Consider the following 25,719-nt stretch of genomic DNA (forward strand, 5'->3'; position numbering starts at 1 on the left):
ATGGTGTTGGTGTCGGGAGGTCGAAGGCGCACGGTTGCATGCTGTTCAACACGCGCCTGCCGTATTCGGCTGCAACCTCTTCCCGGCATCCGTTGCCTGACTTAATATACTCATCAGTACAAATATTGAATGTGCCCTCCGCGAAAGGATTCATCATGTTGCGCCATGCCTTGTCCATCGCTCTGCCCGCCGTTGCCGTGCTGTTCCTGGCGGCGTGCGGCCAGGAAGCAGCCCCACCTGCCGCGCCGCGCCCGGCGCTGGTGGTGCAGCCGCAGCCGGCCGAAGCCGCTGCCGACAGTTACCCCGGCGAAGTGCGCGCGCGCTTCGAGCCGGAACTGGCTTTCCGCATTGGCGGCAAGGTCAGCAAGCGCCTGGTCGAGGAAGGGCAGCGGGTCAAGGCCGACCAGGCGCTGGCCGAGCTGGACCCGCAGGACGTGCGCCTGCAACTGGAAGCCAATCGTGCCCAGTTGGCGGCCGCCGAGGCCAACCTGTCGCTGGTGCGCGCCGAGCGTGATCGCTACCAGAAGCTGCTGGACCGGCAGATGGTCAGCCATTCCCAGTACGACAATGCCGAAAACCTCTACCGCGCCGGCCTGGCCCGGCTGAAACAGGCCAAGGCCGAGTTCGACGTGGCTGGCAACCAGGCCGAATATGCTGTGCTGCGCGCACCGCAGGCCGGGGTGATCGCCAAGCGCCAGGTCGAAGTGGGCCAGGTGGTCGCCGCCGGGCAGACCGTGTTCACCCTGGCCACCGATGGCGAGCGGGAAGTGGCCATCGGCCTGCCAGAGCAGCAGTTCGCCCGCTTCGCCGTGGGCCAGCCGGTGAGCGTGGAGCTGTGGTCGCACCCGCAAGAGCGCTTCCCGGGGCGTATCCGCGAGCTGTCACCGGCCGCCGACCCGCGTTCGCGCACCTTCGCTGCACGCATCGCCTTTATCTCGTCCGCCACGCCGGCGGAGCTGGGCCAGAGTGCCCGGGTGTTCGTCGCCCACGAAGGGCTGATCCCGCTGGCGGTACCCCTGTCGGCAGTCACTGCGGAGAACGGCCAGGCCTACGTCTGGCGGGTCAACAAGGACAGCCGCCTGGAGCGGGCAGTGGTGCGCCTGGGGGCCTATGGCGCCGACAGCGTACCGGTGCTCGAGGGCCTTGCCCCTGGCGACTGGGTCGTCGCTGCGGGTGGCCATGTACTGCGCGAGGGCCAGGAAATACGCCCCGTGGACCGTACCAACCGCGTAGTGAACCTGACGGCCAAGGAGTAAGTCCCGATGGGTTTCAACCTTTCTGCCTGGGCGCTGCGCAACCGCCAGATCGTCCTGTTCCTGATGATCCTGCTGGCGGCCATAGGCGCCATGTCCTACACCAAACTCGGCCAGAGCGAGGATCCGCCGTTCACCTTCAAGGCCATGGTCATCCGTACCCTGTGGCCTGGTGCCACCGCCGAGGAAGTGTCGCGCCAGGTCACCGAGCGCATCGAGAAGAAGCTGATGGAAACCGGCGAGTATGAGCGGATTGTCTCGTTCTCCCGCCCGGGCGAATCGCAGGTTACCTTCATGGCCCGCGACTCGCTGCATTCCAAGGACATCCCCGAGCTGTGGTACCAGATTCGCAAGAAGGTCGCGGACATCCGCCACACTTTGCCGCCGGAAATCCAGGGACCGTTCTTCAATGACGAGTTCGGTACCACCTTCGGCAATATCTATGCGCTGACCGGTGAAGGCTTCGACTACGCGGTGCTCAAGGACTATGCCGACCGTATCCAGATCCAGCTGCAGCGGGTCAAGGACGTGGGCAAGGTCGAGCTGATCGGCCTGCAGGACGAGAAAATCTGGATCGAGCTGTCCAACCTCAAGCTGGCCACCCTCGGCGTGCCGCTGGAGGCCGTGCAGCAAGCCCTGCAGGAGCAGAATGCCGTCAGCACCGCCGGCTTCTTCGAAATGCCCAGCGAGCGCCTGCAGTTGCGGGTGAGCGGGCGCTTCGACAGCGTCGAGCAGATTCGCCAGTTCCCCATTCGCGTCGGTGACCGCACCTTCCGTATTGGCGATGTGGCCGAGGTGCAGCGTGGCTTCAACGACCCGCCCGCACCGCGCATGCGCTTCATGGGCGAGGATGCCATTGGCCTGGCGGTGTCGATGAAGGATGGCGGCGACATCCTGGTGCTGGGCAAGGCATTGGAAAGCGAGTTCGAGCGCCTGGCACGCAGCCTGCCGGCCGGCATGGAGCTGCGCAAGGTTTCGGACCAGCCGGCGGCGGTCAAGGCTGGCGTGGGCGAGTTTGTCCAGGTGCTGGTCGAGGCGCTGGTCATCGTGCTGCTGGTGAGCTTCTTCTCCCTTGGCCTGCGCACGGGGCTGGTGGTGGCGCTGGCCATCCCGCTGGTGTTGGCCATGACCTTCGCCGCCATGCACTACTTCGGCATCGGCCTGCACAAGATCTCCCTTGGCGCGCTGGTGCTGGCCCTGGGCCTGCTGGTGGATGATGCGATCATTGCCGTGGAGATGATGGCGATCAAGATGGAGCAGGGCTACGACCGCCTCAAGGCGGCCAGCTACGCCTGGAGCAGTACTGCCTTCCCGATGCTCACCGGCACCCTGATCACGGCAGCGGGCTTCCTGCCTATTGCCACGGCAGCCTCCGGTACGGGCGAATACACCCGTTCGATTTTCCAGGTAGTGACCATCGCCTTGCTGACCTCCTGGGTGGCCGCCGTGGTATTCGTGCCTTACCTGGGCGAGCGCCTGCTGCCAGACCTGGCCAAGCTGCATGCCGCGCGCCATGGCCAGGACGGCTACGCGCCAGACCCTTACGCCACACCGTTCTACCAGCGTGTGCGGCGTGTGGTGGAGTGGTGCGTGCGGCGGCGCAAGACGGTGATCCTGCTGACCATTGCCGCCTTTGTCGGCAGCATTCTGCTGTTCCGTTTCGTGCCCCAGCAGTTTTTCCCGGCCTCCGGGCGCCCGGAGCTGATGGTCGACCTGAAGCTGGCCGAAGGTGCCTCGCTGGCCAACACCGCCGAGCGGGTCAAGCAGCTGGAGGCGCTGCTCAAGCAGCAGGACGGCATCGACAACTATGTGGCCTACGTGGGTACCGGTTCGCCGCGTTTCTACCTGCCGCTGGACCAGCAGCTGCCGGCAGCCAGCTTCGCCCAGTTCGTGGTACTGGCCAAGTCGATGGAAGACCGCGAGCGCCTGCGCAGCTGGCTGATCAGTGCCATGGACCAGCAGTTCCCCGACCTGCGCGCCCGGGTCACCCGCCTGGAAAACGGCCCGCCGGTGGGTTACCCGGTGCAGTTCCGGGTGACTGGCGAGCACATCGAGAAGGCCCGTGCGCTGGCCCGCGAAGTGGCCGACAAGGTGCGCCAGAACCCGCATGTGGTGAATGTGCACCTGGACTGGGAGGAGCCGAGCAAGGCGGTGTTCCTCGAGATCGACCAGGACCGTGCCCGCGCCCTGGGCGTGAGCACCGCGCACCTGTCGCGCTTCCTGCAAAGCTCGCTGACCGGTACCACGGTCAGCCAGTACCGCGAAGACAACGAGCTGATCGAGATCCTGCTGCGCGGCACCCGGCAGGAGCGCAGCGAGCTGAGCAACCTCGGTAGCCTGGCGCTGCCGACCGACAACGGCCAGAGTGTGGCGCTGTCGCAGGTGGCGACCCTGGAGTACGGCTTCGAGGAAGGCATTATCTGGCACCGCAACCGCTTGCCGACGGTGACCGTGCGCGCCGATATCTACGACAAGGAGCAGCCGGCCACGCTGGTGAAACAGATCGAGCCGACCCTGCGGGAGATACGCGCCAAGCTGCCGGATGGCTACCTGCTGGAAGTAGGCGGCACCGTGGAGGACTCCGAGCGCGGACAGAAGTCGGTGAATGCCGGCATGCCGCTGTTCGTGGTAGTGGTGCTGAGCTTGCTGATGATCCAGCTGCGCAGCTTCTCGCGCACGGTGATGGTGTTCCTCACCGCGCCGCTGGGCTTGATTGGCGTGACCCTGTTCCTGCTGGTGTTCCGCCAGCCGTTCGGCTTTGTCGCCATGCTCGGCACCATTGCCCTGGCGGGGATGATCATGCGCAACTCGGTGATCCTGGTGGACCAGATCGAGCAGGACATCGCGGCGGGGATGGCGCGCTGGCAGGCGATCATCGAAGCCACGGTGCGGCGCTTCCGTCCGATCGTGCTGACCGCACTGGCGGCGGTGCTGGCGATGATTCCGTTGTCGCGTAGTGTGTTCTACGGGCCGATGGCGGTGGCGATCATGGGGGGATTGATCGTGGCCACGGTGCTGACCCTGCTGTTCCTGCCGGCGTTGTACGCGGCGTGGTTCAGGGTGAAGAAGGGCTGAAGACCGCAGGGGGAGGGCTTTGCCCTCCATTCGCGGGCAAGCCAGGCTCCCACAGGTACTGCACATGGCTTGAGGTCAATGCAATCGAGGTGGGAGCTGGCTTGCCGGCGATGGGCTGCAAAGCAGCCCCCAGGGCCATCACAGGGCGCCGAAGACCTTCTTGGCCAGGCTGGTAGCTGCTTCAGCCGGGTTCTGACGAATGCTTTGCTCCTGCTTGCCGATCATCTCGAACAGGCCATCCAGGGCCTTTTCAGTCACGTAGTTCTCGATGCTGGCGCTCTTGGCATCGACCACACCCAATGCCACGGCCTGCCCGGCAAAGTTGTTGTACTGCTGAGCCAGGCCAACCTTGTCGGTAGCCTGCTTGACGATCGGCAGGAACTTGGCGCGGATCTGCTCGCGGCTGCTCTTGTTCAAGTACTGGGTGGCCGAGTCGTCACCACCGCTGAGGATTCCCTTGGCATCGGTCACGCTCATGTTCTTCACGGCATCCACCAGAATTGCCTGGGCCTGCGGCACCGCAGCCTCGGCGGCCTTGTTCATGCTGGTTTCCAGGGCTTCGACCTGTTCACCTTTACCGAACATCTTCATCGCCTTGGCGGCCTTGCCCAGGTTGCCAGGCAGTTCGATGCGCACGTCCGGGTTGTTGTTGAAGCCGCCCGGGGTGCTCAGCTGCTTGACGGCCAGTTGTGCGCCCTGGGTCAGGGCATCTTTCAGGCCGCCGGTGGCGTCTTTCTGGGTCAGGTCGCCCAGCGACAGGGCCAGGGCGCTGGCTGACAGCAGCAGGCCGGCGCACAGGGTGGAGAAGCGCAGGGAAGTGCGGATCATGGAGCTTTCCTTGTAGATGGATAACTTCTGGATTCTCCCGGCTGATGGAGGCTTGTCAACCATTGCTGGCAAGTGCTGGTCGTCGGCCTTGCAGTGCCTGTGAGATCGAGCGCCGCCCGCGCGGCGCATCGCGAGCTGTGCTCGCTCCTACGTTTGTTTCGGGCCAGTAACGCCTGTCACAGGCGCACGCGACCGCCTTGTTTGTACGACGAGAAATTGCGTCATGCGCCAAAGCGTTCGCGCGCAAATCCCACAGGCATAATTGGCCGAAAACAAACGTAGGAGCGAGCGCAGCTCGCGATGCGCCGCGCGGGCGGCGCTCGATCTACCAGGCGCTGCAAATGCTGTGGCGGCCCCCATCAGAGTCAAGAGGTCTCCAGCCCGTCCTCACGGTGCAACGCCACTTGGCGGATCGACAGGCGCAGCTCGGCCGATAGCACGCGCTTGGCCACACCTTCGGCCAGCTCGCCCAGCTTGTCGTGATAACCCAGCTTGCCCAGGGCATCTGCATGCAGCACGCCTTGCTCGATCAGGGTCTGGATGAAGTGGCGGAACAGGGTCTTGTCGAAGAACTCCGGGGCGTTCAGGCCATGCAGGATCGACAGGCGCTGGGCCATCATCACGCACAGGTCTTCCAGTTCTTCGGCACTGAGGCTGTTCTGCCCGTTGTTCAGCAGCAGCGAGGTGGCCATGTAGAAGCGCTGCAGGGTCTGGGTGATGGTGCGGGCGAGCAGGGTCAGTAGCACGAACTGCCGCGAGCTGGGCGCCGGGCGCACGTATACATCGTTGTCCAGGCGCAGCAGCCCCTGTTCGACCAGTGCGGCCAGCCATTGGTCAATGACTTCGTCCAGTTGCTCTGGCGTCCAGCGCAGGAACAATTCGGCCTGCAGGTACGGGTACAACGCATGCACATACTGGCCCAGCAGTTCGCGGCTCATGCGCGAGCTGCTGAGGAAGAAGCTCGCCAGCAGCGCCGGCAGGGCGAAGATGTGCAGCACGTTGTTGCGGTAGTAGGTCATCAGGACCGCGTTGCCTTCATCCAGGTAGAGGATGCGGCCCAAGGCGTCCTTCTGCTCGGCCACCAGGTTCATGCTGCGCACGTGTTCGATCAGCGTCTGGCCGTCGCCGTCGGGCAGGGTGGTGTGCGGCGAGTAGGGCACCTCGCGCAGCAGCGCCAGGTACAGGTCGAGCACGCGGGTCAAGGCGCGTTCGTCCAGGGCCAGGCGGCTGGTGGACAGCAGCGCCAGGGCTACCAGGTTGACCGGGTTGATCGCGGCCGCCTCGTTGAGGTGGCGGGCCACGGTTTCGCCCAGGCGGGTGGTGGTGGCGTTGAGCCAGGCCGGGCGGTACTGCGGGCCGTGGTCCTGTTCACGCCAGCCGGGTTGTTGCTGGTCGAGGAAGCTGGCCAGGCGGATCGGTTCGCCGAAGTTCACGTATACCTGGCCAAAGCGCTGCTTGAGCGCGCCGAACACCTTGAAAATGTCGAAGATCGACTCTTTCTTCTTGCTGGCACCGCGCAGCTCGCCCAGGTAGGTGCGGCCTTCGAGCACGCGCTCGTAGCCGATGTACACCGGCACGAACACGATCGGCGTGCGCGACGAGCGCAGGAAGCTGCGCAGGGTAATGGCCAGCATCCCGGTGCGTGGCTGCAGCATGCGCCCGGTGCGCGAGCGGCCGCCTTCGACGAAGTACTCGACCGGGAAGCCCTTGGTGTACAGGGTGTGCAGGTACTCGTTGAACACCGCGGTGTACAGCGGGTTGCCCTTGAACGTGCGGCGCATGAAGAAGGCGCCGCCACGGCGCAGCAGGTTACCCACCAGCGGCATGTTGAGGTTGATGCCCGCGGCCACGTGCGGCGGGGTCAAGCCGTTGCGGAACAACAGGTACGATAGCAGCAGGTAGTCGATGTGGCTGCGGTGGCACGGTACGTAGATCACTTCGTGGCCGGGAGCGATGCCCTGCACCTGCTCGATGTGGTTGACCTTGATGCCGTCGTAGATCTTGTTCCAGAACCAGCTGAGCACCACTTCGAGGAAGCGGATGGCGGTGTAGGTGTAGTCCGAGGCGATCTCGTTGCCATAGCGCAGAGCCTGGGCTTCGGCCTTGGCCAGCGGCAGGTTTTCGCGCTGCGCCTGATCGACGATGGCCTGGCGCACCTGGGGCGCATGGATCAGGCCCTTGACCAGGTTGCGCCGGTGCGAGATGTCCGGGCCGATGACGGCGGTCTTGAGGTTGCGAAAATGCACGCGCATCAGGCGCTGGGCCATGCGCACGGTACGCTGGTGGCCCTTGTTGTGCTGCACTAGTTCGCGCAGGTGGATGGGGGCGGAGAATTGCACACGGGTCTTGCGCCCGAGGATCAGTACGGTCAGCAGCCGGCGCAGGCGCCCGGTAACCGCCCAGCTGTCGGCGAACAGCAGCTTCCACGGGCTGGATTCACTGTCCGGGGTCTGGCCCCAGAACACACTGACCGGAATGATCTGCGCATCCTCTTCGGCATGCTGGCTGACGGCGGCGACCAGGCGCTCCAGGGTGGGCGGGGCGCCGCGCTTGTCATGGCGGCCGAGCCAGTCCGGGTCCGGGGTCAGGTAGAAAAAGGCCGCCGGCTCCTGCAGCGGGCCAACCGCCACCGGCAGTACCGGGCGCGGCAGGCCCGCCTTGGTGCATTCATGGTCGAGCACGGCCAGGTCGGTGAGCGCGGGCGAGGGCAGGGCATAGAACACCGGGCGGCTGCGGTCGAGCTTGAGGGTGAGGGAGGACTGGTTGATGGTTTCGGAGCGCACCCACAGGTACAACAGGCGACGCAGGGCGCCGAAGATCAGGCGGCGCAGGGGGGAACGGGTCATGGGGTGTGTGCCCTGGGTGTGATGTTCAGGTGGGTATCCGGCCAATTAGTCTGCCGTATCCGCGCAAGTTCAGCAAAAATCGCCGAACGGCGCGATGGTCATCAAATTTTTTTGTTCTGTGTCATATACTCGGCCTGCCACTTGCAGGATATTTGCGCAAGCGGCGTCGACACAGGGAGCAGACCCCTGTGTCTACAAGGCGATCTTCACAATAAAAATCCGGAGTAGTTCAGATGTCGTCTCGTGAGACTGGGAATGTAAAGTGGTTCAACGATGCCAAGGGTTATGGCTTCATTCAGCGCGAAGGTGGGGCGGATGTGTTCGTCCACTATCGGGCGATTCGCGGTGAGGGGCATCGTACCCTGGTCGAAGGACAGCGGGTGGAATACGCCTGCGTGCAGGGCCAGAAGGGCCTGCAAGCCGAGGACGTAGTAGGCCTCTGAGCCTCATGTGGTAGGCCTCAAGCTGCAAGTTGACCGTGTAACTTGCAGCCTGAAGCAACCATTTTTCAGTTGGTGCGCCAGGTGATTTCCTCTTCACCGTCGGCGCTGATGCGGACCCAGCGGTCGGCATCTTCTTCCCCGTCTTCTTCCACCCAGCCACCTGGCGCGCAGCGCACTTCCACACCCAGTGCGGCAAATGCGGCGCGGGCGCAGGCGACGTCATCGGCCCACGGCGTCTGGTCGCTTTCCAGGTACAGGCTGTTCCATTTCCCTACAGCCTTGGGTAGCCAGGTGACCGGAATGTTACCGGCCTGGCATTTGAAAGTATGGCCTTTCTGCTTCCACTCGCTGCACGGGCCGATCGCCTGGGCGAGCCACTCGGCAATCTGCTTGTGGTCGACGTCGGCGTCCTTCAGGTAGATCTCGATATCAGGTTGGCGCATAAGGGCTCCAGGTGTGCTCAGTCTTGGCGCACGAAATAGTCATAACGCATGGAAACCGTGACCTCGAACGGCTCGGGCTGGTCGATCACCCGGGCACGCTTTTCGGCACTGGCGCGCCAGCCGTGCGGGGTCATGGCCAGCAGGTCGGCGCGGGCTTTGGGCGCGGCCAGGCTCAGGCGGAACTCCAGGGTTTCGCTGTGGGCATGGGTCATGCCTTCGGGGACCAGGGCCAGGTGTTTGTCGTCGGCGTACGGGCGCACTTCATCGTAGAGCACTTCGCGCAGTTCCATCAGGTGGCCGCTGGTGGGCCCGACCCGCATCAGGCCGCCGCCGGGGCTGAGCAGGCGCCTGGCCTCGGCCCAGTCCAGCGGACTGAACACGCTGGCGATGAACTGGCAGCTGGTGTCGGCAAGCGGTACACGGGCCATGCTGGCGACCATCCAGGTGACCTCGGGCGCGCGTCGGCAGGCACGCTTGACCGCCTCGCGCGAGATGTCCAGGGCGTAACCGTCGGCGGCCGGCAGGGCCTGGGCGATCTGCGCGGTGTAGTAACCCTCGCCACAGCCGATGTCCAGCCAGGCACCGGGCTGGCGCTCGGCGGCCAGCTCGGCCAGGCGGCGCGCCACCGGCGCGTAGTGGCCGGCGTCGAGGAAATCGCGGCGGGCTTCGACCATGGCCTGGTTGTCACCCGGGTCGCGGCTGTTCTTGTGCTGCACCGGCAGCAGGTTCAGGTAACCCTGGCGGGCGCGGTCGAAGCGGTGGCCGGCCGGGCACACCACACCATTGTCGAGCCGGCTCAGCGGCGCCTGGCAAAGCGGGCAGGCGAGCATCAGGCGAGCAACCGGACCAGGGTCTGGTAATAGATTTCGGTCAGCAGGTCGAGGTCGCTGGCCAGGATCCGCTCATCCACCTGGTGGATAGTGGCGTTGACCGGGCCGAGCTCGACCACCTGGGTGCCCATGGTGGCGATGAAACGGCCATCGGAGGTACCGCCGCTGGTCGACGGCTGGGTGTCGCGGCCGGTGACCCCCTTGATGCTGGCCGAGACGGCGTCCAGCAATTCGCCCGGTTCGGTGAGGAACGGCAGGCCCGACAGCGCCCAGTCGATCGACCAGTCCAGTTCATGCTTGTCGAGGATCGCCGATACCCGCGCCTGCAGGCCTTCGACGGTCGACTCGGTGGAGAAGCGGAAGTTGAACAGTGCAGTCAGCTCGCCCGGGACCACGTTGGTGGCGCCGGTGCCGGAATTGAGGTTGGAGATCTGGAAGCTGGTCGGCGGGAAGAACGCATTGCCTTCGTCCCAGTGCTCGGCCGCCAGTTCCGCCAGGGCCGGCGCGGCCAGGTGGATCGGGTTGCGCGCCAGGTGCGGGTAGGCCACATGGCCCTGCTTGCCGCGCACGGTCAGCTTGGCGCCCAGCGAGCCACGGCGGCCGTTCTTGACCACGTCACCCAGCAGGGTTGTGCTGGAAGGTTCGCCGACGATGCACCAGTCCAAGCGCTCGTTGCGTGCTTTCAGGCGTTCGACCACGGCTTTGGTGCCATGGTGGGCCGGGCCTTCCTCGTCGCTGGTGATCAGGAACGCGACCTTGCCGCGGTGGTCCGGGTAGTCCTGCACGAAGCGCTCGCTGGCAATCACCATGGAGGCGAGGCTGCCTTTCATGTCGGCGGCGCCACGGCCGCAGAGCATGCCGTCGGCGTCGATCAGCGCTTCGAACGGCTCATGTTGCCATTGCTGCACCGGGCCGGTGGGTACCACGTCGGTGTGGCCGGCGAAGCACAGCACCGGGCCGTCCTGGCTGCCGTGGGTGGCCCAGAAGTTGTCGACGTCCTCGATGCGCATCGGCTCGAGCTGGAAGCCTACGGCGCCCAGGCGGTTCATCATCTGCGCCTGGCAGTCGGCGTCGACGGGGGTGACCGAGGGGCGACGGATCAGGTCGCAGGCCAGTTGAAGGGTAGGCGAGAGCTCGGCTGGGGCCGTCATGGGGGACTCCGGGGCAAGGCGGGGAAATCTGAGGGGCGTTATCTTATATCAAACCGATGGGCCATTGGGGCCGCTTTGCGGCCCTTTCGCGACACAAGGCCGCTCCCACAGGTATTGCACACGCCTGATGGGCTGTGGTGATCCCGTGGGAGCGGCCTTGTGTCGCGAAAGGGGCGCAAAGCGCCCCCAGGATCTCAAGCCTGTTGCGGTTCGGCGGCCTTTTCCACCGGCTTGGGTAGCGAAGACAGGAAGGCCATCACCAACGCTGCCACATAAGGCAATGACTGCACCAGCAACATCGCCACCCAGAAACGCATGTCCGAGCTTGGCAGCCCTTGTACCAGGTAGATGCCCAGCGCCGCGCCCCACAGCAGCAACATGATGAACAGCTCTTCCCGCGCTTCGGAAATCGCCACCAGCAGCCCATGGCTGTCGGCGTTCTTCGGGGTGCGGAAGAACGGCATGCTGCTGGTGAAGAAGCCGTACAGCACCGCCTTGGCGATGGTATGCGACAGTGCCAGCCCCGCCAGCGCCGCAGCAAAGGCATCCTTCAGGTTCACCCCTACCGCGCGGCGGTAGAGGAAGATGATCTTGCCGACCTTGAAGAAGAACAGCGCCAGCGGCGGAATGGCAAAGATCATCAGCGGCGGATCGACCCGGTGCGGCACGATGATCATCGCCGCCGACCACAGCAGTGCGCCGATGGTGAAGAAGATGTTCATGCCATCGGCGATCCACGGCAGCCAGCCGGCCAGGAAGTGGTAGCGCTGGCCGCGGGTCAGCTCGCTGCCCTTGCCGCGCAGCAGGGCGCTGGCGTGGTGCTTGATGATCTGGATGGCGCCGTAGGCCCAGCGGAAACGTTGCTTCTTGAAGTCGATGAAGGTGTCGGGCATCAGGCCCTTGCCGTAGCTGTTGTGGGCGTAGGCGGCCGACAGGCCTTTCTCGAACACCCGCAAGCCCAGTTCGGCGTCCTCGCAGATGCACCACTCGGCCCAGCCCAGCTCTTCCAGCACGCTGCGCCGGGTCATGGTCATGGTGCCGTGCTGGATGATCGCGTCACGATCGTTGCGGGTGACCATGCCGATGTGGAAGAAGCCCTTGTACTCGCTGTAGCACAGTTTCTTGAAGGCGCTTTCGTGCTGGTCGCGGTAGTCCTGCGGTGACTGCACCACGGCAATTTTCGGGTCGGCGAAGTGCGGCACCATGTGCTTGAGCCAGTTGCGATCGACGCAGTAGTCCGAGTCGATCACCGCGATCACTTCGGCGTCCTTGGCGGTGTGCGGGATCAGGTAGTTCAGCGCGCCGCCCTTGAAGCCGGCCAGGGGCGCGACGTGGAAGAACCTGAAGCGCTCGCCGAGTTTTTCGCAATGGGCCTTGAGTGGCTCCCATACGGCCGGGTCCTTGGTGTTGTTGTCGATCACCAGCACTTCGTAGTCGGGGTAGTCCAGCGCGGCCAGGGCATCGAGGGTCTGTTTGACCATCTCCGGCGGCTCGTTGTAGCACGGCACATGCACCGATACCTTGGGCCGGTAGGCGCTGTCGGCCTGTACCGGCAGGAACTCGCGCCGGCGCTTGTGTATCCATACTGCCTCGGCCAGTTCGTGGGCCTCGGTCAGCAGCACGATGAACACGCCCAGCGCGCCGAGGGCCAGCAGCACGCCCACGGTCAGGCTGAACCAGGTGCTGTATTGCTGGCTGTAGTCGTAGGCGATCCATACCAGCACCGACCCGCACAAGAAGGTGATGAAGGTCAGGAAGGTGCGGCCGCGCTGGCGCAGGGCCGAGCCGTCGATGAACAGCACCATCAGGGCAATCATCGCCAGCACCACCGAGGCCACCGCCAGGGCACGCCACTGCGGGATGGCCACTACCGGGCCGTCGAAGTTGAATTTTTGCTGGCGTTCGGCGTTGTACACGCCCCAGTAGGCGCCCACCGAGCCTTCGTCGCTGGCTTTCCACGGCTGGTCGTAGGCTTCGATGACGAAGTAATTGTAGCCACGGCGGTTGAGGGTGTTGACCAGGGTGCGCAGGTAGATGGCCTGGTCGGCCTGGGTGGCATCGGCACCGCCGCGCATGCGGCCGTTGCTCGGCCAGCCGACTTCCGACAGCAGCAGGGGTTTGCGCGGGAACTGGTGTTTCAGCTCGCGGGCGCGGTCGAGCACGAACTCGACCGAATCCTTCATCGGCACGAACTCCCAGTACGGCAGGATGTGCGCGGCAATCAGGTCGACGTGCTTGGCCAGCTGCGGGTTTTCCTTCCAGATGTGCCATTGCTCACTGGTGGTCACCGGCACCTTGACGGCTGCGCGTACCCGGTCGAGGTATTTGATCAGGTTCTCCGGGGTGACTTCCTCACGGAACAGCGCCTCGTTGCCGACCACTACCCGCACCACGCTGCGCGACGTGTTGGCCAGCTGGATGGCCGTGGCGATTTCGCGCTCGTTGCGCTCCAGGTCCGGGCTGATCCAGATGCCCAGGGTTACCCGCAGGCCGAATTCCTCGGCCAGGCGCGGGATATCCGCCTGGGTGCCCTCTACGGTGTAGATCCGGATGCTGTCGGTCAGTTTGCTCAACTGCTCCAGGTCCTGGCGCATCTCGTCGTCACTGGGGTACTGGCCCTTCTGCGGGCTTTCGCCCAGACGGAACGGTGAATACGAGAAGCCAGAGATCTGCTCGGGCCAGGCGGGGGCGGAAACCGGGCGATTGATCAGTGCCCAGAACCCGGTGAACAACGCGGCGATGGCCAGGACCACGACCAGGTTCAGGCCGAATTTACGTGAAGACATTGTCGTCCATATGTGTCGAAGTGATAGGACATTAAAGCAGGGTTGGCAGTGTCTTTCCTAACGATGCAGGCCATGGGCCCGCTGGCATATAATGCGCGCCGGTTTTTTGGGGTATGAACATGAGCACAGAAGATCCACGCTTCGCCGGCGTTGCCCGGCTGTATGGCGACCAGGGGTTGCACCGTCTGGGCCAGGCCCATGTGGCCGTGGTCGGTATTGGCGGGGTAGGCTCGTGGGCGGCGGAAGCGCTGGCCCGTAGTGGCGTGGGCGAGATCACCCTGTTCGACCTCGACGACGTCTGCGTCAGCAACACCAACCGCCAGGCCCATGCCCTGGAAGGGCAGGTGGGGCGGCCCAAGGTCGAGGTCATGGCCGAGCGCCTGCGGGCGATCAACCCGGCGTGCACGGTGCATGCGGTGGCCGACTTCGTCACCCGCGACACCATGGTCGAGTACATCACCGAGAACCTCGACTGTGTGATCGACTGCATCGACAGCGTCATGGCCAAGGCGGCGCTGATCGCCTGGTGCCGGCGGCGCAAGATCGCCATCGTCACCACGGGTGGCGCCGGCGGGCAGATCGACCCGACACAGATCCAGATCGCCGACCTGAACAAGACCTTCAATGACCCGCTGGCCTCGCGGGTGCGTTCCACCCTGCGCCGCGACTACAACTTCTCGCGCAATGTCAGCCGCAACTATGGCGTGCCATGCGTGTTCTCCAGCGAACAACTGCGCTACCCCAAGGGCGATGGCAGCGTTTGCCTGCAGAAAAGCTTCGTCGGCGAGGGCGTGCGGCTGGACTGCTCGGGTGGCTTTGGCGCGGTGATGATGGTGACCGCGACCTTTGGCATGGTGGCGGCGAGCAAGGCGGTGGAGAAGCTGGTGGGCGGGGCGCGGCGGCCCTCGGAGCGGGTCAAGTCCGAATAGACCGCGCGGGCCTCTTCGCGGGTGAACCCGCTCCCACCTGGTCCACGCAGCGCTCAGGCTGGCGCTGTACCTGTGGGAGCGGGTTCACCCGCGAAGAAGCCAGCGCCGATCTAGCGGTTGGACGCCAACTCTGCCATCCGCTGCAAAACCGCATGCAGGCCGTTGCTGCGCGACGGTGATAGCTGTCTTTCCAGCCCCAGCTGAGTGAACCACTCACGCAGATCAAGCCCGGCCAGCTCGTCACTGGCCAACCCCTGTACCCGCACCAGCAACAACGCCAGCAGCCCGCGCAACAAGCGCGCGTCGCTACCGGCCTTGAAGCGCCATACCCCCTCAACCTGCTCGGCCACCAGCCATACCAGGCTTTCGCAGCCATGCACCCGGTTGGCCTCGGTCTTTTCAGTGTCAGCCAGCGGTTCCAGCCGGTCGCCCCACTGCATCAGCAGCCGCGCACGCTGTTCCCAGCCCTTGCCCTGCTCGAAAGCTTCCAGCGCCTGGCGCGCCTGGTCCGGCAGGGTCATCGCAACAGCTCCAGGCCTTGATCCAGCGCCTCGAAGAAACGCTGCACGTCATCGCTGTCGTTATACAGCCCCAATGACACGCGGATCGCTCCCTCCAGGCCCAAGCCCTTCAGCAGCGGCATGGCACAGTGGTGCCCGGCACGCACGGCAATGCCTTGCTCGGTCAGCAGGTGGGCGATGTCGGCGTTGTGCACGCCTTCGATGACGAAACTGGCAAGGGCCGCCTGTGGCGTGCCAAGAATGCGCACACCATCGCGGTCCGCCAGGCCACGCAGCAGATGCTGGTGCAGGCTGGTTTCATGGCTTTCGAGCGCCTGGGCATCGAGGCTGGCCAGGTAATCCAGGGTTGCACCCAGGCCGATCACCCCGGCGATCGGCGGTGTCCCCGCCTCGAACCCCAACGGCGCCGGGCGGAAGCTGGCACTCTGGTACTCGGCCAGTTGCACCATCTCGCCACCGAACTGCCAGTGATGCAGCAGATCCAGCGCCTGGCTGCGGCCGTACAGCACGCCAACGCCTTCCGGGCCGTACAGCTTGTGGCTGGAGAAGACATAGAAGTCGCAGCCAAGCTGCTGCACATCATGGCGGCCATGCACCACGCCCTGGGCACCGTCGACCACGGTCAGCGTGCCTTGCGCACGGGCATGGGCCAGCAGCGCCGGCAGCGGCTGCCAGGTGCCCAGCACGTTGGACAGCTGGCTCACCGCCAGCACCCGGGTGCGTGGGCCGATCAGTTGCAGCGCCTGGTCCAGGTCGATGCGGCCATGGGCATCCAGTGGCAGCACCACCAGGCGCAGGTTGCGCCGACGCGCCAGCTGTTGCCAGGGCAGCAGGTTGGCATGGTGCTCCAGGGCGCTGACGGCAATTTCGTCGCCGGCCTCGAAGCGGTGTTCCAGGCCATAGGCCAGCAGGTTCAGTGCCGAGGTAGCGCCGTGGGTGAAGATGATCTGCCGTGAGTCTGCCGCATTGAGCCAGGCGGCAACCTTGTCGCGGCTGGTTTCGAAAGCCTGGGTCGCCAGTGCGCCGGGCAAGTGCTGGGCACGGTGCACGTTGGCCGCGCCATGGCCATAGTAATGGCCCAGGGCATCAAGCAGGGCTTGCGGCTTCTGGGTGGTGGCGGCGCTGTCCAGGTAGGTCTGGTGCTGCCGTTGCAGGGCGGCGATAGCGGGAAAATCGGCACGCCAGGGGGAGGGCTGGAACATGGTCGCGGGGCCTGGAATGAAAAACGGGTCTGGCGTGGTGCCAGACCCGATCTTAACATTTCAAACGCTGAGAATCCGCTGTTCGCGAGCAAGCTCGCGTCTACAGGGGCTGACGGATTCTCAGTTGTGCGCGTGCAGTGCTTCGTTCAGCTCGATGGCCGACTTGTGGGTCTTGCACTCTACCGCGCCATTCAGCGAGTTGCGGCGGAACAGCAGGTCGGTCTGGCCGGCCAGGTCGCGGGCCTTGACCACTTTGACCAGCTGGTTGTTCTCGTCCAGCAGGTTCACCTTGGTACCAGCGGTGATGTACAGGCCGGCTTCGACGGTGTTGCGGTCGCCCAGCGGAATGCCGATACCGGCGTTGGCGCCGATCAGGCAGCCTTCGCCAACCTTGATGACGATATTGCCGCCACCGGACAGGGTGCCCATGGTCGAGCAGCCGCCGCCCAGGTCGGAACCCTTGCCGACGAACACGCCAGCGGAAACGCGGCCTTCGATCATGCCCGGGCCTTCGGTGCCAGCGTTAAAGTTGACGAAGCCTTCGTGCATGATGGTGGTGCCTTCGCCGATGTAGGCGCCCAGGCGCACACGGGCGGTGTCGGCGATACGCACGCCGGCCGGGACCACGTAGTCGGTCATTTTCGGGAACTTGTCCACCGAGAACACTTCCAGCAGCTCGCCCTTCAGGCGCGCTTCCAGTTGCAGCTCGGCCAACTCGGCCAGATCGACCGCGCCCTGGTTGGTCCAGGCCACGTTCGGCAGCAGCGGGAAAATGCCGGCCAGGCTCAAGCCGTGCGGCTTGACCAGGCGGTGCGACAGCAGGTGCAGCTTGAGGTAGGCCTCCGGGGTCGAGGTCAGCGCGGCGTCTTCGGCCAGCAGGGTGGCGACCAGCGGCTTGTGGCTTTCAGCCAGGCGGGTCAGCAGGGCGGCCTGGGCGGCATCCACACCTTTCACGGCTTCGGCCAGTTGCGCGGCCTGGGCGTTGCTGAAGGTGATGGCCTGGTTGCCACCTTGGTAACCGAGAACAGGGGCTACTGCAGCGACCAGATCGGCGCTCGGGTTGAGCAGCGGTTGTGCGTAGAACACTTCCAGCCAGGCGCCCTGGCGGTTCTGGGAGCCGACACCGAAGGCCAGGCTGAACAGGGTATTGGACATGTGATTACCTCGTGCGAAATAGGGTAGGGCTCAGGCCAGGGCAGCGGCGTACAGGTCAGGCTTGAAGCCGACCAGGGTACGCGCGCCAAGGTTGAGCACCGGACGCTTGATCATCGACGGCTGGGCCAGCATCAACTCGACGGCCTTGGCCTGGTCGAGGTCGGCCTTGCAGGCGTCGTCCAGCTTGCGGAAGGTAGTGCCGGCACGGTTGAGGATGACTTCCCAGCCGTGCTCGTCGCACCAGCGGTTCAGGCTGTCGCGGTCGATGCCTTGGGTCTTGTAATCGTGGAATTCGTAGGCGATGGCCTGGTCTTCGAGCCAGGTACGCGCCTTTTTCATGGTGTCGCAGGCTTTGATGCCGTAGAGCGTGTAGGTCATTGTGTGCATTGGGGATCACAGGCTGCCCCAATCTCTCCGTTTTCCGATGTCATTCGCGGGATTATGCGGGAACGATCCTCGCGGCGCCACGCCCGTGGTGCCCATGTTTACTGATCAAGGTATGTCTCAAGCGACCAGGCGCTGTACCGAACCGATGATCTCATCACCGTGTTGCTGTTCGGCGGTGCGCAGATCGAAGGCGGTCTGCAGGTTGAGCCAGAACTCGGGGGTGGTGTCCAGGCAGATGGACAGGCGCAGCGCCATGTCGGCGGAAACACCGCCCCGTTCACGCAGGATATTGTTGACGGTTGGCGTGGCAACGCCTAGCGCCCGGGCCAGTGCCGCGGCGCTGAAACCCATTTCTTTCTGGAAGTCCTCACGCAGGACTTCTCCGGGATGAATCGGACGCATACCGCTCTTGAGCATGATGCACCTCAGTGGTAATCGACAATTTCAACGTTAATCGGCCCGTTGTCGGTCCAGATAAAGCACAGGCGCCATTGGTCATTGACACGGATACTGTGCTGGCCAGCCCGGTTGCCGCTCAATGCCTCGAGACGGTTGCCAGGTGGCGACCGAAGGTCTCGCAGCTCTGCTGCGGCATCGAGCATGGCCAGTTTGCGCTCCGCAACTGACTTGATATCTGACCACCGCCGTGTCTTTCCATGAGTAAAAAGTGCTTCCGTGTCGGCACAGCTGAAGCTTCGAATCATGGGGTTGAATGCTTAACGTTATTCGTTAAGGTCGATTATACGACGAGATCCCAGCAGTTCAAGCCCTTGACTCGCGCACGATACTTGCCAACGTCAGTCACGATTGCTGGGTATCATCATGTTACATGTTAATTCGCCACCTGCGACTATCGTGCAGCGGCCCCGAATCGCCCATCGCCGCTAACATATTGTTTCAATGGCGATGTTTCGCCCTGTTGTCGTTTCTGGTTCACAAAGGAAGCTTTCCCGGATGCAGTCCGCCTACACCGTCCTCATCCTGCTGACGCTGGTCAGCGTGTCGAAGCTGGTCGGCCGCATGATTCCGTTGCCCTTGCCGCTGGTGCAGATCGCCGCCGGTGCCTTGCTCGCGTGGCCGACACTGGGCCTGCATGTGGCTTTGGACCCCGAGCTGTTCCTGTTCCTGTTCCTGCCGCCGTTGCTGTTCGCCGACGGCTGGCGCATTCCCAAGCGCGAGTTGTGGCGCATTCGCGGGCCGGTGGTGGCGCTGGCCGTGGGCCTGGTGCTGTTTACCGTGGTCGGCGCCGGTTACTTCATTCACTGGTTGCTGCCGAGCATCCCGTTGCCGGTGGCCTTCGCTTTGGCTGCAGTGCTTTCGCCGACCGACGCCGTGGCCGTTTCGGCGATTACCCAGGACCGCCTGCCCACCCCGCTGATGCACATGTTGCAGGGTGAGGCACTGATGAATGATGCGTCGGGCCTGGTGACCTTCAAGTTTGCCTTGGCGGCGGCGATCACCGGGGCGTTCTCGCTGGCCGACGCGAGTTTCAGTTTCGTGCTGGTCGCACTGGGTGGCCTGGCGGTGGGCGTGGCCCTGAGCTGGCTGATCGGACGCCTGCGCATGTGGATGATTACCCGTGGCTGGGACGATCCCGCTACCCACGTGGTGTTCATGTTGCTGCTGCCGTTTGCCGCCTACGTGCTGGCCGAGCGCCTGGGCGTGTCGGGCATCCTTTCGGCGGTGGCGGCCGGCATGATGCAGAGCTGGCTCGACCTGCTGCCACGGCAGACCAGCACGCGCCTGCTCAACCGCAGCGTGTGGTCGCTGCTGGAGTTCGCTTTCAACGGCCTGATCTTCCTGCTGCTGGGCCTGCAGCTGCCAGATATCATCAAGGCGGTGGTCAGCCATGAAACGACCGTGTGGCCGACCCTGGCCTACCGCTGCCTGGACGTGGTGGCGATCTTCGCCGCGCTGATTCTGCTGCGATTCATCTGGGTGCAGAGCATCTGGCGCTCGATCGGTGTGGTGCGCCGCTGGCGCGGCAAGCCGGCGCTGGTACTGATGCCCACGGCCCGCTCCTGCTGGCTGCTGACCTTGGGCGGCGTGCGCGGTGCGGTTACCCTCGCCGGTGTGATGTCGATCCCGTTGCTGATAGGTGTCGGCAAGGTCTTCCCGGAGCGTGACCTGCTGATCTTCATTGCCGCCGGGGTGATCCTGCTGTCGTTGATCAGTGCCTGTATCGCCCTGCCGCTATTGCTGCGTGGGGTGACCAAGAGCCCTGACGAGCGCTTGCACCAAGAGGTGCAGGAAGCCTGGCGGCGCACGGCGGAGGCGGCGATCCATGCGCTGGAGGCAGAGGAAGTGATCGACAGCAAGGCCCCGCAGGATGCCGCGCAGGCGACCCTGGCGACCGAGCTGAAGGCGCGGTTGATGGCGGAATACCGCGATGAACTGGACAGTTACAACGACAGTGCCGAAGCCAAGGCCCTGGCCGAGCAGATGGACCTGCTGGAGCGGCGTTTGCGCTTGCGGGCGCTGCGGGCGCAGCGGCTGGAGTTGTATGAGCTACATCGCCAGCATCTGGTGGGGGATGAAGTGGTGCGGCAGGTGCTGGGTGAGCTGGATATGAGTGAGGCAAACCTAGGGGCGGTCAGGTAGACCGCAGGGGGTCGCTTTGCGGCCCTGTGGGAGCGGGTTTACCCGCGAATCAGGCGACGTGGTGCCATGCACCGCGTTGGATTCTTCGCGGCTAAAGCCGCTCCCACAGGATGCACGGACCGCTTGCGAATTCAGTTCTCTATGCGACAGCGCAGCCCAAAGGGCTGGGCCATCTCCCACAGGTACTGCACAACACTCAATAATTGTACGGCCTCTGTCGAATCAGCGGTTCTGCAGGAATTCGCGAATCCGCTCCGCCGCCTCGATGCACTCGGCCAGCGGTGCAACCAGCGCCATGCGCACGCGCCCGGCGCCCGGGTTCACGCCATTCACTTCACGCGACAGGTACGACCCCGGCACCACCGTCACATGCTGGGCCTCGAACAGGTCACGGGTGAACTCGGCATCGCCGCCGGGCACCTTGGCCCACAGGTAGAAGCTGCCATCCGGGCGCTGCACATCCAGCACCGGCTGCAGGATATCCAGCACGGCATCGTACTTGGCGCGGTACTGGTCGCGGTTCTCGCGCACATGCGCTTCATCCTGCCAGGCAGCGATGCTGGCCAGCTGGGTTTGTACCGGCATGGCGCAGCCGTGGTAGGTACGGTACAGCAGGAACGGCTTGATGATCTCGGCGTCACCGGCGACGAAGCCAGAGCGCAGACCTGGCAGGTTGGAGCGCTTGGACAGGCTGTGGAATACCACGCAGCGCTTGAAGTCGCTGCGGCCCAGTTCCGCACAGGCAGTCAGCAGACCCGGTGGCGGGGCGTCCTCGTCGAAGTACAGTTCGCTGTAGCACTCGTCGGCGGCAATCACGAAATCGTGCTCGTCGGCCAGGGCAATCAACTTCTTCAGGGTATCCATCGGCACCAGTGCGCCCGTGGGATTGCCCGGTGAGCACAGGAACAGGATCTGGCAACGCTTCCACACATCAACCGGCACGGCGTCGAAGTCAGGGTTGAAGCCGTTGCTTTCCAGGCACGGCAGGTAGTGCGGGGTGGCACCGGCCAGCAGCGCTGCGCCTTCGTAGATCTGGTAGAACGGATTGGGGCTGACCACCAGGCCGTCATCGGCGCGGTTGACCACGGCCTGGGTGAAGGCGAACAGCGCTTCACGGGTGCCGTTTACCGGCAGGATGTGGCGGTCGGCGTCCAGCCAGCCGGCCGGTACGCCAAAGCGCCGCTCGCACCACTGGCCAATGGCCTGGCGCAGGGCCGGCAGGCCGATGGTGCTCGGGTACACCGCCAGCTTGTCGAGGTTGTCGGCCATGGCCTGGGCGACGAACGCCGGCGATTCGTGCTTCGGCTCACCGATCGACAGGGCGATGGCGCGTTTGTCTGCCGCAGGCTTCACGCTGCCCAGCAGGGCGCGGAGCTTCTCGAACGGATAGGGCTGAAGCTGGGTCAGGGCATGGTTCATTGGCGCAAGGTCTCGTCAATCATCTAGTCGTTAAAAGGTCACGCGGGTAGGGCTGGCATCGCTGGCCTGGCCGGTCTGCAACTGCTGGACGATGGCCTCCTGCAGTCGGCTGCACAGCTGTGGGTCGGACAACGGCTGGTTGTCGGCATCGGTGATGAAGAACACGTCTTCCACCCGCTCGCCAAGGGTGGCGATCTTGGCGTTCTGCAGTGACAGGTCGAACTCCAGGAAGATCCGCCCCAGCCGGGCCAGCAGGCCTGGGCGGTCGGGGGCGGTGATTTCGAGGATGGTCACCGGTCGCTGGGCATCGTTGAGGATGGTCACCTGTGGCGGGAAGTCGAAGTGCTTGAGCTGGCGCGGCACCCGGCGCTGGATGATGGTCGGGTAGTCCTCGGGGTTGCGCAGCGCTTCGGTCAGACCGTTGCGAATCTGCTTGACCCGCTGCGGGTTGTCGCCGATCGAGCCGCCGTCGTTGTCCAGCACGATGTAGGTGTCGAGGGTGAACTGGCTGCTCGAGGTGATGATCCGCGCGTCATGAATGTTCAGGTTCAGCTGCGACATGGCCGCCACCGTCACGGCGAAGAAGTCGTGCTGGTCGGGGGCATAGATGAAAATCTGCGTACCACCCTCGAACTCGCGCTGGGTGGTTTCCTTGATCAGCACCAGCGGCCCGCCATCGGCCGGCTGCTGAAGGATTGCGTCACTGTGCCAGGCCACGTCGGCAGCGGTGTGCTTGAGGAAGTAGTCATCGCCCAGCTGCGACCACAGCTGCTCGACGTCGTCCGGGTCGGTGCCTTCGCGCACCAGGATATCCAGCGCTGCCAATTGGGTCTGACGAATCTGCTCTTCGCGGTCCAGCGGGTTTTCCAGGCCACGGCGCAGGGCGCGCTTGGTCTCGGTGTAGAGCTGGCGCAGCAGGCTGGCCCGCCACGAGTTCCACAGGCTGGGGTTGGTGGCGTTGATATCGGCCACGGTCAGCACGTACAGGTAGTCCAGGCGCGTCTCGTCGCCCACGTGCAGGGCAAAATCGTTGATCACCTGCGGGTCGGACAGGTCCTTGCGCTGGGCGGTGGTCGACATCACCAGGTGGTTCTGCACCAGCCAGACGATCAGCCGGCTGTCCCAGGCCGGCAGTTGGTGGCGTTCGCAGAATTTCTGCGCATCCACCGCGCCCAGCTCGGAATGGTCGCCCTGGCGGCCCTTGCCGATGTCGTGGTACAGGCCGGCCAGGTAGATCAGCTCAGGCTTGGGCAGGCGGCCCATGAGCTTGCTGGCCAGCGGGAATTTCTCGGACACCGGCGTGTATTGCAGCTTGCGCAGGTGCTTGATGAGGTTGAGGGTGTGCGCATCGACCGTATAGATGTGGAACAGGTCGTGCTGCATCTGCCCGACGATCAGGCCGAACTCCGGCAGGTAGCGGCCAAGGATGCCGTAGCGGTTCATCCGCCGCAGGTTGCGGTGGATGCCGATTTCGCACTTGAACAGCTCGATGAACAGGCTGGTGTTGCGGATATCGGTGCGGAAGGTGTCGTCGATCAGGTGGCGGTGCTCGCGCAGCAGGCGCACGGTATCGGCGCGTACGCCCTTGATCTCGGGGTGCTGGGCCATCAGCACGAAGATTTCCAGCATGGCGAACGGGGTGCGCTTGAACACGTTCGGCCTGGCCGCTTCAATATAACCGTCATGCAGGCGGAAGCGCGCATTCAGCGGCTGGGTGGTGCCGCTGTCGTCATCGGCGAGGATGACCTCCTCGAAGTGCTGGATGATCAGGTCGCACAGCTGGCTGATGCTCATCACCACCCGGTAGTACTGCTGCATGAACTGCTCGATTGCCCGCTTGGGGTTGTCGTCGCTGTAGCCCAGCAACGCGGCGATGCTGCGCTGGTGGTCGAACAGCAGACGGTCCTCGGCACGCCCGGCCAGCATGTGCAGGGCGTAGCGCACCTTCCACAGGAAGTCCTGGGACGAGGCCAGCAGCTCGTTCTCGCTTTCCAGCAGGAAACCTTCGCCGGCCAGCGCATGCAGGTTGAGGGTGCCGTACTGGCGGCGGGCCACCCACAACACTGTCTGGATGTCACGCAGGCCACCGGGCGAACCTTTCACATTGGGTTCGAGGTTGTACTCGGTGTCGTTGTACTTGTGGTGGCGGGCCTTGAGTTCGGCTCGTTTGGCCAGGAAGAAGTCCTTGCTCGGCCACATGTGCGCGGTGCTGGTCACCTCCAGCATGCGCTGGCGCAGGGCCTCGGGGCCGGCAATGGTGCGGCTTTCCATCAGGTTGGTGATAACCGTCAGGTCGGCGCGGGCCTGCTCGGCGCACTCGTCGACGGTGCGCACGCTCTGGCCCACTTCCAGGCCAATGTCCCACAGCAAGGTGAGAAACCGCTCGATGGCGTCGCGGTACTGCTCGTGTTCGGCAGCGCCCAGCAAGATCAGCAGGTCGATGTCCGAATGCGGGTGCAGTTCACCGCGCCCGTAGCCACCCACCGCGACCAGGGCGATGCCGCTCTGGTCGCCCCAGTCGAACTGGTTCCAGGCCTGTTGCAGGATATTGTCGACGAGCCAGGCGCGGGCCTCGATCAGTGGGCGGATTTCGCTGCCGCTGCGGAAACGCCTGTCGAGCACCTCGCCGGCCTGGCGGATGGCTTTCTTGAAGGCGGCGATGGGGCTCGCCTTGAGGGCCAGTTCCGCCTGGAACTGGCCACGGTCGAACAGCTCGGGGTCCACCTGGGGCATCGCGTCACGTTCCTGTCGTGGGGTGGCCTGTCGGAGTGCGGTCAGGCCGAGGTGCGCGGGATGGTGTCGTCCTTGCGCAGGGTGAAGATCTCGTAGCCGGTCGCGGTCACCACCAGGGTGTGTTCCCACTGGGCCGAGAGCTTGCGGTCCTTGGTGATGGCGGTCCAGCCGTCGCCCAGCACCTTGGTGTCGGCCTTGCCCTGGTTGATCATCGGTTCGATGGTGAAGGTCATGCCTTCCTTCAGCTCCATGCCGGTGCCGGCGCGGCCGTAGTGCAGGATCTGCGGCTCTTCATGGAACACCTTGCCAATACCGTGGCCGCAGAACTCGCGCACCACCGAGAAGCCGTTCTTTTCAGCGTGCTTCTGGATCACTTCGCCGATGTCGCCCAGGCGGCAGCCCGGCTTGACCAGCTCGATGGCCTTGTACATGCACTCCTGGGTGACCTTGGACAGGCGCTCGGCCCATACCGGCACGGTGCCGACGTGGAACATGCGGCTGGTGTCGCCGTGGTAGCCGTCCTTGATCACGGTGACGTCGATGTTCAGCGTGTCACCGTCCTTGAGCGGCTTGTCGTTGGGGATGCCGTGGCAGACCACATGGTTGATCGAGGTGCAGATCGACTTCGGGTAGCCCTTGTAGTTGAGCGGTGCCGGGATCGCCTGCTGGACGTTGACGATGTAGTCGTGGCACAGGCGGTCCAGCTCTTCGGTGGTGACACCGGGCTTGACGTGTTCTTCGATCATTTCCAGCACCTCGGCGGCCAGGCGGCCAGCGATGCGCATCTTCTCGATGTCTTCTGCGGTCTTGATGGTGACGGTCATTACAGGCTCTCTACAGCGCCGTGAACGGCGCGAACAAACGGGAAAGGCCTGATTCTAGCAGAGCAGGGCGCCGATCGGTCGGGATACCGGTGGAGAATTGGGGCTGCTGTGCAGCCCATCGCCGGCAAGCCAGCTCCCACAGGAATCGCGTTACCCTTGTGGGGGCCTGGCTTGCCGGCGATGGCGCGCGCAGCGGCCCCAAGTGCCCTGAAAGCTGTCTTCCATAGAAGGCATTCTGGCGTGAAAGCCGGGGTGCTGCAAAAACCGCTGACGGACGCAACAGTATCCGGGTT

Annotated in this window: 20 protein-coding genes; 5 read left to right on the forward strand and 15 right to left on the reverse strand. The window is 64.4% G+C overall.

The window, feature by feature from the left end:
• The first annotated feature begins 155 nt into the window (after nt 1-155).
• Nucleotides 156-1,256: an efflux RND transporter periplasmic adaptor subunit gene (locus tag FQ664_RS08195; protein ID WP_144171497.1), complete on the forward strand. Its 1,101-nt coding sequence runs from the start codon at nt 156-158 to the stop codon at nt 1,254-1,256.
• Nucleotides 1,257-1,262: 6 nt separating this feature from the next.
• Nucleotides 1,263-4,328: an efflux RND transporter permease subunit gene (locus tag FQ664_RS08200; protein ID WP_144171498.1), complete on the forward strand. Its 3,066-nt coding sequence runs from the start codon at nt 1,263-1,265 to the stop codon at nt 4,326-4,328.
• 138 nt (nt 4,329-4,466) lie between these two features.
• Here the strand turns inward: FQ664_RS08200 and FQ664_RS08205 are convergent, their stop codons facing one another.
• Both FQ664_RS08205 and plsB read right to left on the reverse strand, forming a co-directional pair.
• The gene (locus FQ664_RS08205; RefSeq protein WP_144171499.1) at nt 4,467-5,156 is read right to left on the reverse strand and encodes a DUF4197 domain-containing protein; all 690 of its coding nucleotides are present in this window, start codon (nt 5,154-5,156) and stop codon (nt 4,467-4,469) included.
• 365 nt (nt 5,157-5,521) lie between these two features.
• A complete protein-coding gene (gene plsB, locus FQ664_RS08210) occupies nt 5,522-8,002 on the reverse strand; it encodes a glycerol-3-phosphate 1-O-acyltransferase PlsB (RefSeq protein ID WP_144171500.1) in 2,481 nt (826 codons plus the stop codon).
• 233 nt (nt 8,003-8,235) lie between these two features.
• Here plsB and FQ664_RS08215 point away from each other — a divergent pair, with 233 nt between their 5' ends.
• Nucleotides 8,236-8,445 (forward strand): cold-shock protein, encoded by a 210-nt coding sequence (locus FQ664_RS08215; protein ID WP_003252255.1) that lies wholly within the window; start codon nt 8,236-8,238, stop codon nt 8,443-8,445.
• 65 nt (nt 8,446-8,510) lie between these two features.
• Here the strand turns inward: FQ664_RS08215 and FQ664_RS08220 are convergent, their stop codons facing one another.
• The 4 genes from FQ664_RS08220 to FQ664_RS08240 form a co-directional block, all read right to left on the reverse strand.
• A complete protein-coding gene (locus tag FQ664_RS08220; protein WP_144171501.1) occupies nt 8,511-8,888 on the reverse strand; it encodes a hypothetical protein in 378 nt (125 codons plus the stop codon).
• 17 nt (nt 8,889-8,905) lie between these two features.
• Entirely contained in the window at nt 8,906-9,718 is an 813-nt protein-coding gene (locus FQ664_RS08225) for a putative RNA methyltransferase (protein WP_144171502.1), read from the reverse strand.
• Nucleotides 9,718-10,869, reverse strand: a complete 1,152-nt coding sequence (gene dapE / locus FQ664_RS08230; RefSeq protein WP_013971240.1) for a succinyl-diaminopimelate desuccinylase — start codon at nt 10,867-10,869, stop codon at nt 9,718-9,720. The genes FQ664_RS08225 and dapE overlap by 1 nt, the downstream gene beginning before the upstream one ends.
• 194 nt (nt 10,870-11,063) lie before the next feature.
• On the reverse strand, nt 11,064-13,655 hold the full coding sequence (locus FQ664_RS08240; protein WP_144171503.1) for a glycosyltransferase: 2,592 nt from the start codon (nt 13,653-13,655) through the stop codon (nt 11,064-11,066).
• 119 nt (nt 13,656-13,774) lie between these two features.
• On the opposite strand from FQ664_RS08240, the gene tcdA reads away from it, so the two are divergent.
• Nucleotides 13,775-14,584 carry a tRNA cyclic N6-threonylcarbamoyladenosine(37) synthase TcdA gene (gene tcdA, locus FQ664_RS08245; RefSeq protein ID WP_178090964.1) on the forward strand — a complete coding sequence of 270 codons (810 nt, stop codon included), beginning with the start codon at nt 13,775-13,777 and terminating at the stop codon, nt 14,582-14,584.
• 110 nt (nt 14,585-14,694) lie between these two features.
• Here the strand turns inward: tcdA and FQ664_RS08250 are convergent, their stop codons facing one another.
• The 6 genes from FQ664_RS08250 to FQ664_RS08275 form a co-directional block, all read right to left on the reverse strand.
• Entirely contained in the window at nt 14,695-15,105 is a 411-nt protein-coding gene (locus tag FQ664_RS08250; RefSeq protein WP_144171505.1) for a SufE family protein, read from the reverse strand.
• Complete coding sequence (locus tag FQ664_RS08255) at nt 15,102-16,307, reverse strand: cysteine desulfurase (RefSeq protein ID WP_144171506.1); 1,206 nt, start codon at nt 16,305-16,307, stop codon at nt 15,102-15,104. The genes FQ664_RS08250 and FQ664_RS08255 overlap by 4 nt, the downstream gene beginning before the upstream one ends.
• Before the next feature lie 120 nt (nt 16,308-16,427).
• Nucleotides 16,428-17,462 (reverse strand): 2,3,4,5-tetrahydropyridine-2,6-dicarboxylate N-succinyltransferase, encoded by a 1,035-nt coding sequence (gene dapD, locus FQ664_RS08260; protein ID WP_144171507.1) that lies wholly within the window; start codon nt 17,460-17,462, stop codon nt 16,428-16,430.
• A gap of 30 nt (nt 17,463-17,492) precedes the next feature.
• Nucleotides 17,493-17,840 carry an ArsC family reductase gene (locus FQ664_RS08265; RefSeq protein WP_178090965.1) on the reverse strand — a complete coding sequence of 116 codons (348 nt, stop codon included), beginning with the start codon at nt 17,838-17,840 and terminating at the stop codon, nt 17,493-17,495.
• A gap of 126 nt (nt 17,841-17,966) precedes the next feature.
• Nucleotides 17,967-18,266: a type II toxin-antitoxin system antitoxin GraA gene (gene graA, locus FQ664_RS08270; protein ID WP_144171509.1), complete on the reverse strand. Its 300-nt coding sequence runs from the start codon at nt 18,264-18,266 to the stop codon at nt 17,967-17,969.
• A gap of 8 nt (nt 18,267-18,274) precedes the next feature.
• A complete protein-coding gene (locus FQ664_RS08275) occupies nt 18,275-18,553 on the reverse strand; it encodes a type II toxin-antitoxin system RelE/ParE family toxin (protein WP_144171510.1) in 279 nt (92 codons plus the stop codon).
• A 250-nt stretch (nt 18,554-18,803) separates the two neighbouring features.
• Here FQ664_RS08275 and FQ664_RS08280 point away from each other — a divergent pair, with 250 nt between their 5' ends.
• Nucleotides 18,804-20,450 (forward strand): Na+/H+ antiporter, encoded by a 1,647-nt coding sequence (locus FQ664_RS08280; protein ID WP_144171511.1) that lies wholly within the window; start codon nt 18,804-18,806, stop codon nt 20,448-20,450.
• Between the two features lie 222 nt (nt 20,451-20,672).
• On the opposite strand, the gene dapC is transcribed toward FQ664_RS08280, so the two are convergent.
• From dapC to map, 3 genes are read right to left on the reverse strand one after another with little or no spacing between them, the layout of a single operon-like run.
• Entirely contained in the window at nt 20,673-21,869 is a 1,197-nt protein-coding gene (dapC, locus tag FQ664_RS08285; protein ID WP_144171512.1) for a succinyldiaminopimelate transaminase, read from the reverse strand.
• A gap of 30 nt (nt 21,870-21,899) precedes the next feature.
• Nucleotides 21,900-24,602 carry a [protein-PII] uridylyltransferase gene (locus FQ664_RS08290; protein ID WP_144171513.1) on the reverse strand — a complete coding sequence of 901 codons (2,703 nt, stop codon included), beginning with the start codon at nt 24,600-24,602 and terminating at the stop codon, nt 21,900-21,902.
• A gap of 41 nt (nt 24,603-24,643) precedes the next feature.
• On the reverse strand, nt 24,644-25,426 hold the full coding sequence (gene map / locus FQ664_RS08295) for a type I methionyl aminopeptidase (protein ID WP_004375406.1): 783 nt from the start codon (nt 25,424-25,426) through the stop codon (nt 24,644-24,646).
• Nucleotides 25,427-25,719: the final 293 nt, after the last annotated feature.

The organism is Pseudomonas persica, assembly GCF_900291015.1.
Lineage (GTDB): Bacteria > Pseudomonadota > Gammaproteobacteria > Pseudomonadales > Pseudomonadaceae > Aquipseudomonas.

What these genes read in the sequence shown, in the direction of transcription:
- plsB (WP_144171500.1), bottom strand. Translation starts at nt 8,002, where the DNA reads ATGACCCGTTCCCCCCTGCGCCGCCTGATCTTCGGCGCCCTGCGTCGC.
- FQ664_RS08225 (WP_144171502.1), bottom strand. Translation starts at nt 9,718, where the DNA reads ATGCTCGCCTGCCCGCTTTGCCAGGCGCCGCTGAGCCGGCTCGACAAT.
- tcdA (WP_178090964.1), top strand. Translation starts at nt 13,775, where the DNA reads ATGAGCACAGAAGATCCACGCTTCGCCGGCGTTGCCCGGCTGTATGGC.
- FQ664_RS08240 (WP_144171503.1), bottom strand. Translation starts at nt 13,655, where the DNA reads ATGTCTTCACGTAAATTCGGCCTGAACCTGGTCGTGGTCCTGGCCATC.
- FQ664_RS08265 (WP_178090965.1), bottom strand. Translation starts at nt 17,840, where the DNA reads ATGACCTACACGCTCTACGGCATCAAAGCCTGCGACACCATGAAAAAG.
- FQ664_RS08200 (WP_144171498.1), top strand. Translation starts at nt 1,263, where the DNA reads ATGGGTTTCAACCTTTCTGCCTGGGCGCTGCGCAACCGCCAGATCGTC.
- dapD (WP_144171507.1), bottom strand. Translation starts at nt 17,462, where the DNA reads ATGTCCAATACCCTGTTCAGCCTGGCCTTCGGTGTCGGCTCCCAGAAC.
- FQ664_RS08220 (WP_144171501.1), bottom strand. Translation starts at nt 8,888, where the DNA reads ATGCGCCAACCTGATATCGAGATCTACCTGAAGGACGCCGACGTCGAC.
- FQ664_RS08250 (WP_144171505.1), bottom strand. Translation starts at nt 15,105, where the DNA reads ATGACCCTGCCGGACCAGGCGCGCCAGGCGCTGGAAGCTTTCGAGCAG.
- FQ664_RS08275 (WP_144171510.1), bottom strand. Translation starts at nt 18,553, where the DNA reads ATGATTCGAAGCTTCAGCTGTGCCGACACGGAAGCACTTTTTACTCAT.
- dapE (WP_013971240.1), bottom strand. Translation starts at nt 10,869, where the DNA reads ATGACGGCCCCAGCCGAGCTCTCGCCTACCCTTCAACTGGCCTGCGAC.
- FQ664_RS08205 (WP_144171499.1), bottom strand. Translation starts at nt 5,156, where the DNA reads ATGATCCGCACTTCCCTGCGCTTCTCCACCCTGTGCGCCGGCCTGCTG.
- graA (WP_144171509.1), bottom strand. Translation starts at nt 18,266, where the DNA reads ATGCTCAAGAGCGGTATGCGTCCGATTCATCCCGGAGAAGTCCTGCGT.
- FQ664_RS08195 (WP_144171497.1), top strand. Translation starts at nt 156, where the DNA reads ATGTTGCGCCATGCCTTGTCCATCGCTCTGCCCGCCGTTGCCGTGCTG.
- FQ664_RS08290 (WP_144171513.1), bottom strand. Translation starts at nt 24,602, where the DNA reads ATGCCCCAGGTGGACCCCGAGCTGTTCGACCGTGGCCAGTTCCAGGCG.
- FQ664_RS08215 (WP_003252255.1), top strand. Translation starts at nt 8,236, where the DNA reads ATGTCGTCTCGTGAGACTGGGAATGTAAAGTGGTTCAACGATGCCAAG.
- map (WP_004375406.1), bottom strand. Translation starts at nt 25,426, where the DNA reads ATGACCGTCACCATCAAGACCGCAGAAGACATCGAGAAGATGCGCATC.
- FQ664_RS08255 (WP_144171506.1), bottom strand. Translation starts at nt 16,307, where the DNA reads ATGTTCCAGCCCTCCCCCTGGCGTGCCGATTTTCCCGCTATCGCCGCC.
- dapC (WP_144171512.1), bottom strand. Translation starts at nt 21,869, where the DNA reads ATGAACCATGCCCTGACCCAGCTTCAGCCCTATCCGTTCGAGAAGCTC.
- FQ664_RS08280 (WP_144171511.1), top strand. Translation starts at nt 18,804, where the DNA reads ATGCAGTCCGCCTACACCGTCCTCATCCTGCTGACGCTGGTCAGCGTG.